The sequence below is a fragment of the Mycolicibacterium flavescens genome (genome assembly GCF_001722335.1).
In the GTDB taxonomy this organism is placed as follows: Bacteria; Actinomycetota; Actinomycetes; order Mycobacteriales; family Mycobacteriaceae; genus Mycobacterium; species Mycobacterium flavescens.
Genome location: NZ_MIHA01000003.1, coordinates 72,725 through 84,574, shown reverse-complemented (window position 1 = coordinate 84,574; position 11,850 = coordinate 72,725). Strand labels below are relative to the sequence as shown.

Genomic DNA, 11,850 nt, shown 5'->3' with positions numbered 1-11,850 from the left:
CCTCCCCGGCGTCGATCAGGCTGCGACGGCGTCCTTCTCGGCAGCCAGGGACTGCGTCGGGGTCGACGGCATGACCATCTTGAACCCGACCCAGGCGTACGCGACCGACAGAACCGCTGACACCGTGGCGCACAGGTTGATGATGAGCAGCGAGGTGGTGGAGCTCATGGCCAAGCCGATCGGGACGATCGTGGTCACGCCAACGCCGATGATGAAGCTCGGCACGAGGAGCACGAGGTAGGCGGGGCGCCCACGCACCAGCGCGGTCTTCCTGGCGGCATGGACCAGCAGGGACACCATGAAGATGGCGGCGGTGTTGGAGAAGGCCATCCAGAGGGGGTATCCCCAGACCGCGATGGGCTGCTGCGATCCGTAGTACTGGTAGAGGCCGAGTTGGAGCATCGGCACCTCGAAGAACAACGTGAAGGGGATGGACAAGGCGAACAGGCCCATCCACCGTTTCATGGCAAGGCCGGTCTCGAGGCGGGTGACCAAGTACAGGATCGCCGGGCCCCAGAAGACGGGGTACATGAACAACACCCACAGTGGGATGGTGCCGCTGAAACCGGTCAGCGAGGTCAGTGCGCCGGACCGGTGATAGGTGATGTCGACCATGTAGTCACCGAGAGGCTCGTAGAACACCGCGGCCAGCGCTCCGAGCGTGATCCAGAACATTTCGGAGCGTCCGGTGGTGCGCCACGTCCTGAGGGCGTAGCCGAAGACCAGCGCTGCCAGGATCACTGTGACGGCCAGCATGGAGACCTGCCACGTCATCGATTTGATCAGTTCCGGTGCCGGATCCTTGGGGATGAGATCCGCCCGCGTAGCCAGTTGATCGACGACGCTCAGCATGTCTGCTCTCCTTTGCTGCACTCGTCGTGGACCACAAGAGTTAGTCACATCAGACAAATATCGCGCAGTTGTTGGGTCTACAACACAAGAGGTAATTTTGTCGGACAGGAGCAATAGCCGGAGGTAAGCTCCTGACTCGTGACCGCGCACCCGGAGGTGAATCGTGCCGGCGCCTGGGGCGCGGACTTACCGCTGAACGAGGACGAAGCGCGAGAACGACTGCTGGCAGCCGCGGAAGCCTGCTATGCCGACCGTGGACCGACCCGCACCCGCATGAGTGACATCGCCAACAAGGCGGACGTCAACCGATCCACGGTCTACTACTACTTCCCGAACAAAGACGCGATTCTCGTTTCCTCGTTCGTTCGTGCCCTTGACGGCGTGCTCGCCGCCGCCGACCATTGCTGGCGTACAGACGAGCCTTTCCTCGATCGTCTGGTCGCGGCGTGTCTTGCCGGAAATGCCGCAGCCCGCACATCGCCGATCATCCGACTACTCATTCACAACGACGAAGCGGCGCACACCTACCATGCGGCCGAGCACTCAGACCTGTGGCGTGACAAGCTCGCCGAAGCGCTCGGTCATCGTATCGCCGGCGCTGCGGCGGCCGGGGAAGTGCGCGATGATCTCTCCCCGGACACGTTGGCCCGTTGGGTGACTCGAATCAACTTCAGCCTCATGTCTGAACCTGCGAATCCAGAGGACGGCGGTGAGGAGGGGATTCTCCGCAATCTGCTCGCAGCATCGCTCACACCGCGGACATCGGCGGTCAAGCGTGCGGGGAAGGCGCGGGATTAGGCCGCGCGCATCTGGTCGATCAGCGCCTCGGCGTCGGCGACGCTGCGCAGCAGATCGTTGAGATGGGTGCACGTGCTGGTGCCGAACAACTCCTGCCGAACCCGGAAGTGCAGTTCGCGCAGTGTCATTCCGGCGATCCGCTCGGCGCTGGCCACTGCGCCCGGGCATTCCTACCAGGGCAGCACTCGCGGAGTGGCGTGTGACTCGAGGATCACTCCGGTGTCGGCGTCGACAGCCGCGGCCAGGGTGTACTCGTGGATGATCGTCTCCACGGCGTCGGTCCGCACATAGGTGTCGCGGAACATGGCGTCGATGCCGATTCGCCCGTCACCGTCGTCGTAGACGTCGATGCGCCGGCGCCGGCGCATGCCGTTCACCGGCAACGGCGGCATCCGGTGCCACGCCCACCGGTCATCACCGCCGTCGAGATCCGGCGCTGCGGGCCCGGTGACCACGGCAAGATCGCCGGTTTCGAAGGAGTTCATCAGCAGGCCGCCGGTGGCAAATCCAGCGCACTGGTCGGCCACCGGTAGGTACCCGGACTGCGCGTAATGCCCCAGCAGGCCTGACGCGGACAGGGCGTGGCCGGAGATCAGTGTCGCCACGGGGACGTCGTCGAGCAGCGTGTAGCGCAGGTCGCGAGCGGCGCGCAGGTCCGGGGCCGCCTTGTCGGCGGCCGCGCGAAAACCGCTCATCGCCGGTGCGCCGGAGAGGTGTGACACCGCATCGACCGGCGGTGTGACTTCGACGTGCCGGACGACGCGGGCGACCAGTTCGATGGTGGCCGACAAACCGGCCTCGCCGAGCACGGTAGCGGTGCCGTCGGGCGCCGTCCGAAGGTCCCTGGCGCGACCGTTGAGGTGCACGGGGTCTAAAGTGCCGTCGTCCCGGGTCATGTCGATCGACGTGGTCCGTCGAGCGGATCCGGGGCGACGCGGCGGATTGCCGGTCGTCGGTTGGTGCACGCCGTGCAGGGGATGAAGCCCGAACGGCGGGCTGCCCAGGTCGGTCACATCGTGGACCCTACGTGGTGGGACGGAACGCGAACGTCACCAGTGACTTGCCGTCGTCGGTCTCGAGCGTCGTGGTGGTCGACACCAGGCGCTGGCCGATCTGCAGCTGCTCGGCGGTCGCGCCGACGATCAGCGACTCCACCAGCACGCCCTCAGCCAACTCGACGAAGCCGACCACGTAAGGCCTGAACGCCTTCGGATCGCGCTTGCCCTTGTATGGCAGCGGCGGCAGGAACTCCTGCGTGGTGTAGGTGTACAGCGTTCCCTCGGTGGACAATTCGATCTTTTCGATGTCGTCCTGGATCTCGGGGTCGCCGTCGAAGAGTTCGGGCCGTTCGGCGGGGAACTTCACCACGCCCGACGACCGCCTGCGGGACGCGAACAGCACCGCGCGCTCGCCGTCCAGCCGGAACAATCCCTCGGTGATCAGTGCGCTCATGTCAGGCCACCTCGATGACCATCGCGGCGCCCATGCCGCCGCCCGCGCACATGGACAGCACGCCGATGCCGCCGCCGCGGCGGCGCAGTTCGTAGATCGCCGAGGTGACCATCCGGGCTCCGGTCGCGGCGATCGGGTGGCCGAGACTGATGCCCGAGCCGTACACGTTGACGATCTCCTCGTTGAGGCCGAGTTCGCGGGCACACGCCACGGCCTGCGCGGCGAACGCCTCGTTGATCTCGAAGAGCGCGACGTCCTCGAGCTTGCGGCCTGACAGTTCCAGCGCCTTCGGGATCGCCTTGATCGGTCCGCTGCCGGTGCGGGTCGGGTCCAGCCCGACCTGCGTCCACGACAGCACGTTGGCAAGCACGTCCTGCGCAGTGTCGGGAGCCGCCAGCGCGACGACCGCCGCGGCGTCGTTGATGCCCGAGGAGTTGCCTGCGGTGACCGAGAAGCCCTCGATCTCCGGGTGCAATACCTTCAATCCGGCGAGGGACTCCATCGAACTACCGCGCCGCGGATGCTCGTCCTCGGCGAAGGTGATCGTGGTCCCGTCTGCCTGGGGAACCTGGATCGGGATGATCTCGTCGGTGAACGATCCGGCGTCGATGGCCTTGATGGCGCGTTGATGGCTACGCAGCGCCCATTCGTCCTGGTCTTGGCGGGTGATCCCGTACTGGACGTTGCAGTTGTGCGCGACGGTGATGGACATGTCCATCGCGGGCGCTTCCGCGGTCGGCGGATGCGATTCGGGGAACCACTGCTCGTAGTCCTCGGGTGACTTGCCCGACGTGAAGGGCTTGCGCTTCTGCATGATCGGTCCGGTGGACAGCGACTCCATGCCGCCGGCGAGGATGGCACGGCTCATGCCGGAGGCGATCTGCCCAGCGCCCACCGCGATGGCGGACAGGCTCGATGCGCACTGTCGATTGACGGCGATCCCGGGAATGTCGACCAGGCCCAGCGCCACGGCGATGTAGCGGGCGCTGTCGCCGCCGCCCTGCATGCTTTCGGCCAGTACCAGGTCGTCGAAGGCGGCCGGATCGAGGCCGGACCGTTCGACGACCGCCGCGACGACGGGCTTGGCCAACTCGATCGCGGGAACGTTGGCGAGGGTGCCTCTGCGTGCCGTCCCGATCGCGGTGCGGGCAGCGGCCACGATCGCTGCGCGGGATGTGGTGGTGGCCATGTATCTCCCAGGGTCGTCGGGCGAGTCGGGCGCGATGCCCGGTGAGCGTCGTCAGTCTATACCGTTAAATAGATAGCGGTATACTTGGTCGCGTCGTGACGTGGGTCAGCGCGGTGACGAGACGTCGAGCAACTCCTCGACCGGTGAGCTCGGAACGCACCTCTTATATCGAAAGGCGGACGTTTATGAAGGTCATCGGATCCATCGAGGAAGCGGAACAAGCGGTCGGAGAAGAGCTTGGTGTCGGTGAGTGGCGGCTGGTGGATCAGCAGATGATCGACGCCTTCGCCGATGTCACCGATGACCACCAATGGATCCATGTCGATGTCGAGCGGGCGAAGGCCGAAAGTCAATACGGTGCCACGATCGCGCACGGATTCCTCACGCTATCCCTGATCCCGACGCTCTCGGCGGACAACTACCGGATTGTCAACTCGAAGATGAGGCTGAACTACGGGCTGAACAAGGTCCGCTTCCTGTCGGCGGTCACGGCGAACAGCCGGATCCGGGCGCGATCCGTACTCGTCGACGTCGCGAAGGCCAACGAGACGACCGCGAACTTGACGATGCGGCACACGGTCGAACTCGAGGGCTCTGAGAAGCCCGCCGCGGTAGTAGACCTCATCGTTCGGGCGATCTTCTGACGTGTTCGACGTCAGACGTATGGTCAAAGCGCCAAACCTATTACTGAACGCACTGGAGGCGAACGGATGACCGACCAGCGACAAGAGAAGCGGGATCGCTTGTGAAGGGTGGTCCGTTCGAGGGCAAAGCGGTGCTGACCGGGGCGGGCAAGTCTCAGGTCGGCCGCCGACTGGGTCGCACCGGGCTGGACCTGACGGTCGAGGCGGTGCTGCGTGCCATCGAGGATGCCGGGCTCAGCGTCGACGACGTCGACGGAATCGCCAGCTACCCGGGACCGGGCGTGCCCGACGCCGGCTTCTCCGGGGCGACGGTGCAGGAGGTCCGTAACGCGTTGGGGTTGCGCTCGCGGTGGTATGTCTCGGCGATGGAGACGGCAGGTCAGATCGGCCCGGCGATCGAGGCGTGCATGGCCGTCAGCCTCGGGTTGGCCAACCACGTCGTGGTGTACCGGTCGGTGTGGGAATCCACCGCCGCGCAGCAGGCCGGCGGCGGCCGCGCCTCGGTGCTGTTCGGTGGCGGCGAACTACCCCCGCACCTTGAGTGGGTGGCCCCGTTCGGGGCCCTGTCAGCGGCGAACTGGCTGGCCATGCCCGCGCAGCGCTATATGCACGACTTCGGCCTGACGCGCCAGCACCTCGGCCGCATTGCGATCAACGCCCGCACCAACGCGGGATTGAACCCGGATGCGGTCTATCGCGAGCCGATGACGATGGACGATTACCTCAGTGCGCGCATGATTTCGGAGCCGCTGTGCCTCTACGACTGCGACGTGCCCTGCGACGGCGCCACCGCGGTCATCGTCTCGCGGCGCGACGCCGCGAAGGGACTGCCCCGGCACCCCCTGACCGTCGAGTCCGTCGGGCCGGGCATGTTCGAGCGCGCCACCTGGGACCAGCGCGCGGACATCACCACGATGGCTGCGCACGATTCGGCGGCGACGCTATGGGAGCACACGACGCTGAAACCGGCCGACGTCGACATGGCCCAGTTGTACGACGGCTTCTCATTCCTGACCGTCATGTGGTTGGAAGCATTGGGCTTCTGCGACCACGGCAAGGTCGGCGAGTTCTTGGGCGACGGTTCGCGCATCGCGCTCGACGGCCCGCTGCCGATCAACACCAGCGGCGGCCAACTCTCCGGCGGGCGTTTGCACGGCATGGGATTCCTGCATGAAGCGTGTGTGCAACTGTGGGGCGAAGGCGGTGAACGGCAGGCCCCCAAGACTCCGGAGGTGGTCGCCGTGGGGGTCGGCGGCGGTCCGGTGGCCGGGTCGATGCTGCTGAGCAGCAGGTAATTTCACGCCGATGGAGAGCATCGCCGCCGGCGACCTGACGCTCGGAGACATCGTGACCGACAACGCGGTCCGCTTCCCTGACATCGTCGCCTACCGGCACGGCGACCGCACCCTCACCCATGCGCAGTTGCGGGACCGCGCGGTGCGGCTGGTGTCGGCGATGGCGGCGGCGGGAGTGGGGCACCAGGATCGGATCGCGGTGCTGAGTCGCAACAGCATCGAGTTCGGTGAAGTGATCGCCGCAACGCAGCTCGGTGGAATCGTCCTGGCCACCATCAACTTTCGGCTCTCGTCGCCGGAGATGGCTGACGTTGTGCGACGTGTGAAGCCGGCGATCGTATTCGTCGCCGAGGAGTTCGCCACGGTGATCGCCGACGTCGTCGCGCAGTGGCCGTCGCCACCGGTCCTGGTGGCGATCGGTGGTGCGGCGTCCCCGGCGACGATCGGCTACGAACGGTTCATCGAGAGCGGCCGGGGTGGCGAACCCGAGTTCATCGCCACGGCCGATGACGTCGCGTGCCTGCTGTTCACCAGCGGTACCACCGGCGCGTCCAAGTGCTGCGTGATCGGACAGCGCGAGCTACGCAGGGTCGCGCACACGATGAACAGCGAAATGCGTTGCGGCAGTGCCGATCGCGGTCTGATCAACATGCCGATGTTCCACGTCGGGGCACTCGCGATCATCGGCGGTCTGCACGCGCGCGGTGGAACGGTGGTCCTGCAGCACCAGTTCGACGCCGCGGACGCCGTCCGACTGATCGCCTCCGAGCGGATCACGCTGCTGCACCTTGCGCCGGTGATGCTCAAGGCATTGCTCGATGCGCTCACCGATGCCGACGTCACGGACAGCCTGCACACGGTCATCTATTCGGCTGCGCCGATCTCGGCGACCACCCTGCAGCGGGCTCTGTCCACGCTGCCCGGCGTCGGCTTCCTCAACCTGTACGGCCAGACCGAGGTCATCGTGTCGGGGCTGCCGCGCGAACTCCACGCACTTGACGACCCGCAGGCCGAGGAGCGGCTTCAGTCAGTGGGCTTCCCGTTTCCGGGCACCCGGGTGCGCATCGTCGGCGACGACGGTCGCGATCTGCCGTCGGGGCAGACCGGCGAGATCGTGGTGCAGTCTGACTCTGCATTCCGCGGCTACCTCGACGATCCCGCGGCCACCGCAGTGACCCTGTTCGACGGGTGGTGTCGCACCGGCGATGTGGGCCGCATGGACGAGCGTGGGCTGCTGTACCTGGTGGACCGCAAGAAGGACGTGATCATCAGCGGCGGGGAGAACGTCTATTCGCCTGAGGTGGAGGGTGCGATCTCCGCGCTCGACGGGGTGGCGGCCTGCGCAGTGGTGGGCGTGCCCGACGAGAAGTGGGGGGAGGCGGTCTGCGCGGTGGTGGTGCCGTCGGTGGGCGCCTCGCCGACGTTGGAGACGATTCAGGGCGGCGTCCGGCAGAGCTTGGCCCGCTACAAGGTCCCGCGTCGACTGGTGCTGGTCGCCGAGCTGCCGGTCTTGGCAAGCGGCAAGGTGGACAAGAAGCGGCTGCGTGCCGAACTGAGGGACTGACTACAACCCGGGCTGGCCGTACACCGCCACGACCACGGAGCGCGCCAGGCTGTTCTCCGACCACACTCCGATGGCGGTGTTTGCGCAGTCCTGCATGATGGCGCGCCGCGGCGGGTCCCACCACCACTGGCCGAGGATCTCGATGCCGCTGATCGCCAGCGCCGGGTTGATGGCCACGGTCTCGGAGACCTTGCCGACGAATCCCTGTCTGCTGGCCCGGTCTTGCGGCGTGGAACCGTCGGAACCGATGTCCCCGTTGAGGTTCGGGTTGTTGAGCACGTCGAGCGTGTGCAGGCGGGCCGCCTCGACCAGTCGGCCGTCCAGCTTTGGTTCAGTCGGGCACCCGTTCTGTTTCTGTGCGGTGTAGATGTTGACGAAGACACTCTCATTCAGGCGCTTGTTGTCGGCCTGGGCGTTCGGCACAGCTGTCGCGGGGATCATCAACGACAACAGCGCGGCGCTCACTGCGCACCGCCGGACTGCGCACTGGGACGTCATGATCGAAAAGACTAACCCCGGAAACAGCTAAATGAATTACGTTTTTTCGTACTCATGAAACGACGCAGATCAGCTGCCCGGCCGGCGATGGGTGCGCTCGCCACGGCGGCCGCGGCGGCGCTCAACATGCCGACGGCCCACGCCGATCAGGTGGCCTACCTTGTCAACGTGACGGTCCGGCCCGGGTACAACTTCGCGAATACCGACCACGCGCTGAGCTACGGCTACAGCGTCTGCGACCGGATCGTCGCCGGAGTGCCGTACGCGCAGCTGATCAGTGAGCTCAAGGGGGACTTCCACACACTTCGGACGAGTATCAGGCGTCATACCTGATCGCCCAGTCCGCGCAGGAGTTGTGCCCGGCTCAGATCTGGGCGTTGCGCAACTCGGCCGCGGGGTATCGGCCCGCACCGGCATGAGCGCGACGCTCATGCCGCCCGCAGCAATGAGCGGCGCAGTAGGTTCACCATGAGTTCGGCGGCGCGTTCGTCGCTGTCCGCTTCTGCGGCCGCCGTCGGCTCGTTCATCCGGCCCAGCACCGCCAGGAACACCGCGACCGCGACTTGAGGTTCGATCCCTACCGGTAGTGCGACGGTGTCGAGCAATGCAGCGACCGCGCGCTGGATGGCGCCGATGCCGTGATCGATGTCGGCGTCGGACATCTGTTCGGCCACGGTCCCGTCGAGCCACGCCCGAATGACACCGCGGTAGTTGCGGTGGAACCGGACGTAGCGCAGCATCCAATCACGTAGGGAACTCTGGGCCATCTGAGGCAGTGCGGCGGCATGCTCCTCGATCTCGGCCACCGCGCGCCGAGTCAGCTCGGCCAGGATCCGGTCCTTCGTGCTGAAATAGCGGTACAGCGTGGCGCGGCTGAGCTCGGTTGCCGTAGCGATCTCCTCCATGCTGACTGCGTAGTAACCGTGTTCGGCGAACAACGCTGAGCTCACCGAGAGCACGTCCTGTGCGATCGGGGACAGCAGGACTGCCGCGACCCGCGTGATCGCGGCCGTTGGCTCGACGACCGCGGACGGCGTGCCGGCGGACGCCACGACCTGCGGTGCGGCCGCGCGCAATATGTCCGCAGGGGTGTCGGGGAACAACATCAGCTGTAGGGCGACGGTCAGCGACCACGACACGACCGAACGGTCGGGTAGCGGAAACATCGCGCGGTGCCGATAGAGGTTGACCATGTGTGGGATGCGCCCCAACACAGCGGCGGCATCGTGGAGGTCCAAGCCATCCAGTGGCGCGTGCCGTAGTCGCTCGGTCACCATGAGCCGGTACTGCTCGGCGACCTCGCCCGTGTCGATGACCGAGAGACCAGTCGCAGTGCCGATGCCGGGAAACTCCGCGAACACGGCCGCGTGAGTGTCGTAGATATCCGCCCAGTCGGCCAACCACCGGTGGAGCTCTTCGACGCCGGCGACTGTCGGGCCGAGTTCGCCGAGGTGTTCACCGTGGATGAGCATGTCGCGCCCAGCCGATGTGCTCAACTCGCGGAAGATGTCCTCCTTGCCTGCGAAGTACTGATAGACGGTGGCGCGGGAGGCATTCGCCGCCTTGGCGATGGTGTCGAGCGACGTGCTGTGGAACCCGTGGGTCAGGAACACGTCCGCCGCGCACGCGAGAATCCGGTCTCGGGTGTGCATGCCGCGGCGCCCGACCCCGACATTCGTGACCGGGGCGTAGCCGGGACGACGCGTCTTGTCCGGAGTCGATCCCACAGGAGAAGTATCCCTGTGGGCCTGCGCCGATCTCGCAGTCACGTGGCTGACGGCCCCGGCAGGTTGCGCTTGGCCTTGCCGGGGTAGCCGAAGAACTTCTCGAAGTTGGCGTCGTTGATGGGTTGTGCGCTGTTGCGGACAGCCGCTGACCGCAATGCGTCGAGGCGGGCTTCGGCCCTCTCGAGTTGTTCGCTCGGCCCGTCTTGTCGCAGGCGGCCGACCTCGTGCACTGCCGCAGCGACTTCGAGCCGGAGCCGTTCGCCAGCCTCGCCGAAGGTCAGCAGGTCGTGGTCGTCTTCGTCGACCTTTTCCCGGGCTCCGTCGTCGACGGGTCGGTTTGAGGAGTTCATGTCGTACCTCTCAACCTCTGGACTGATGTGGTCTCCATCATATAGCCTGTGAGATGAACTGTCAGAAAACGAGACGAAACGTCAGACGCGAGGGAGTGCATCATGCCGCTTCAGGATCACCATCAGATCGTTTCCGTCGACGACCACCTGGTCGAACATCCCCGGGTATGGCAGGACCGGTTACCCGAGAAGTGGCGCGAAGCCGGCCCCCGCATCGTGGAGATGGACGGCAAGCACCTGTGGAGCTATGACGGGCAGATCTTCCCGACGATCGGGCTCAATGCGGTTGCGGGCAAGCCGCCGGAGGAGTGGGGCATGGATCCCGTCCGGTACGAGGACATGATTCCCGGCTGCTACGACCCCGTCGCGAGGGTTGCCGACATGGATCTCGACGGCGTACAGGCGGCCCTGTGTTTCCCGTCGTTCCCGGGCTTCGGCGGCGGGACGTTCCAGCGTGCCAAGGACAAGGAACTCGCGCTGTTGTGCGTCAAGGCGTGGAACGACTTCTACATCGACGAGTGGTGCGCCACCGCGCCCGACCGTTACATACCGCTGGCCATCCTGCCGACGTGGGACATCGATGCCTGCGTGGCCGAGGCCGAGCGGGTGGCCGCGAAGGGTGCGCGCACCGTCTCGTTCCCGGACAGCCCAGTGCCCCTGGGTCTTCCGTCGTTCCACTCGGATCACTGGGACGGGCTGTGGCAGGTCTGCTCTGATGCGAAGATGCCGGTCTCGTTGCACTTCGGGTCGGGGTCTTACGTCCCGGGTTTCTCGTTCTCGTCGTTGAAGCCCGACCCCAATATGGCGAAGGCATTGCCGGACGCGCCGTTCGCCGTGGCGATCACCCTGTTCTCATCCAACTTGATGTGGAGCACCGTGGACTTGCTGTTCTCCGGCAAGCTCCAGCAGTTCCCCGAACTGCAGATCTCGCTGGCGGAAGGCGGCATCGGCTGGGTGCCCTACATCCTCGAGCGGTCGGACTACGTCTGGGAGCGACACCGCTACTACCAGAACATCGATTTCGATACCCGCCCGTCGGACCTGTTCCGCAAGCACTTCTGGGGTTGCTTCATCGACGACGAGCATGGCCTGAAGAATCGCCACGCCATCGGCATCGATCGAATCACACTGGAAATCGATTTCCCCCATAGCGATTCGAACTGGCCGAACTCACGCAAGCGGGCTGCTGAGGTGCTCGCCGAGGTGCCCGACGACGAGTGCTCGCTCATCGTTGAGGAGAACGCTCGTCGGATGCTGAACTTCCCACGGGTGGGTGCGGGAAAGCCGTCGCTGGCATCTGTGTAACGGAAACCTGGGGCGGCAGGGGATGAGCAGCACCGTCATAGTGCGCCGGGCCGCGCAAGGCATCTTCATGCTTTGCGCGGCCGGCAGCGCGTTGATGGCCGGAATGCATCATTGGCAGGACGCTGCGTTGATCGGACTCCTCGGCGCGTGGGCATTGGTTACGGCGCGCAAGATGG

11 protein-coding genes and 2 pseudogenes are annotated in these 11,850 nt (G+C 65.8%); 6 read left to right on the top strand and 7 right to left on the bottom strand.

Annotation, left to right across the window (positions count from 1 at the left end; genetic code table 11):
- Positions 1-15: 15 nt before the first annotated feature.
- Positions 16-852, bottom strand: a complete 837-nt coding sequence (locus tag BHQ18_RS04825) for a hypothetical protein (RefSeq protein ID WP_069412452.1) — start codon at positions 850-852, stop codon at positions 16-18.
- A gap of 138 nt (positions 853-990) precedes the next feature.
- Between BHQ18_RS04825 and BHQ18_RS04820 the strand changes: the two genes are divergently transcribed.
- Entirely contained in the window at positions 991-1,650 is a 660-nt protein-coding gene (locus BHQ18_RS04820) for a TetR/AcrR family transcriptional regulator (protein WP_234794070.1), read from the top strand.
- On the opposite strand, the pseudogene BHQ18_RS30830 reads toward BHQ18_RS04820, so the two are convergent.
- From BHQ18_RS30830 to BHQ18_RS04805, 3 genes and pseudogenes are all read right to left on the bottom strand, one after another.
- Positions 1,647-2,663 (bottom strand): annotated as a pseudogene (locus BHQ18_RS30830) (DUF2889 domain-containing protein). The gene BHQ18_RS04820 and the pseudogene BHQ18_RS30830 overlap by 4 nt on opposite strands.
- 10 nt (positions 2,664-2,673) lie before the next feature.
- The gene (locus tag BHQ18_RS04810; protein WP_069412451.1) at positions 2,674-3,102 is read right to left on the bottom strand and encodes a Zn-ribbon domain-containing OB-fold protein; all 429 of its coding nucleotides are present in this window, start codon (positions 3,100-3,102) and stop codon (positions 2,674-2,676) included.
- A gap of 1 nt (position 3,103) precedes the next feature.
- Positions 3,104-4,291 carry a thiolase family protein gene (locus tag BHQ18_RS04805; RefSeq protein ID WP_069412450.1) on the bottom strand — a complete coding sequence of 396 codons (1,188 nt, stop codon included), beginning with the start codon at positions 4,289-4,291 and terminating at the stop codon, positions 3,104-3,106.
- A 185-nt stretch (positions 4,292-4,476) separates the two neighbouring features.
- Here BHQ18_RS04805 and BHQ18_RS04800 point away from each other — a divergent pair, with 185 nt between their 5' ends.
- The 3 genes from BHQ18_RS04800 (at position 4,477) to BHQ18_RS04790 (ending at position 7,794) form a co-directional block, all read left to right on the top strand.
- Entirely contained in the window at positions 4,477-4,935 is a 459-nt protein-coding gene (locus BHQ18_RS04800; RefSeq protein ID WP_069412449.1) for a MaoC family dehydratase, read from the top strand.
- A 101-nt stretch (positions 4,936-5,036) separates the two neighbouring features.
- Entirely contained in the window at positions 5,037-6,230 is a 1,194-nt protein-coding gene (locus BHQ18_RS04795) for a thiolase family protein (RefSeq protein WP_069412448.1), read from the top strand.
- A gap of 10 nt (positions 6,231-6,240) precedes the next feature.
- On the top strand, positions 6,241-7,794 hold the full coding sequence (locus tag BHQ18_RS04790) for a class I adenylate-forming enzyme family protein (RefSeq protein WP_069412447.1): 1,554 nt from the start codon (positions 6,241-6,243) through the stop codon (positions 7,792-7,794).
- Here the strand turns inward: BHQ18_RS04790 and BHQ18_RS04785 are convergent, their stop codons facing one another.
- Positions 7,795-8,292 carry a CAP domain-containing protein gene (locus BHQ18_RS04785; RefSeq protein ID WP_069412446.1) on the bottom strand — a complete coding sequence of 166 codons (498 nt, stop codon included), beginning with the start codon at positions 8,290-8,292 and terminating at the stop codon, positions 7,795-7,797.
- Between the two features lie 54 nt (positions 8,293-8,346).
- Between BHQ18_RS04785 and BHQ18_RS04780 the strand changes: the two are divergent.
- Positions 8,347-8,711 (top strand): annotated as a pseudogene (locus BHQ18_RS04780) (DUF732 domain-containing protein).
- 9 nt (positions 8,712-8,720) lie between these two features.
- Here BHQ18_RS04780 and BHQ18_RS04775 read toward each other — a convergent pair.
- Positions 8,721-10,019 (bottom strand): TetR/AcrR family transcriptional regulator, encoded by a 1,299-nt coding sequence (locus BHQ18_RS04775; RefSeq protein WP_098002330.1) that lies wholly within the window; start codon positions 10,017-10,019, stop codon positions 8,721-8,723.
- Between the two features lie 38 nt (positions 10,020-10,057).
- Positions 10,058-10,369, bottom strand: coding sequence for an acyl-CoA synthetase (locus BHQ18_RS04770; protein ID WP_069412444.1), 312 nt, complete (start codon positions 10,367-10,369; stop codon positions 10,058-10,060).
- 102 nt (positions 10,370-10,471) lie between these two features.
- On the opposite strand from BHQ18_RS04770, the gene BHQ18_RS04765 reads away from it, so the two are divergent.
- Entirely contained in the window at positions 10,472-11,674 is a 1,203-nt protein-coding gene (locus tag BHQ18_RS04765; RefSeq protein ID WP_069412443.1) for an amidohydrolase family protein, read from the top strand.
- The last annotated feature ends 176 nt before the right edge of the window (positions 11,675-11,850 follow it).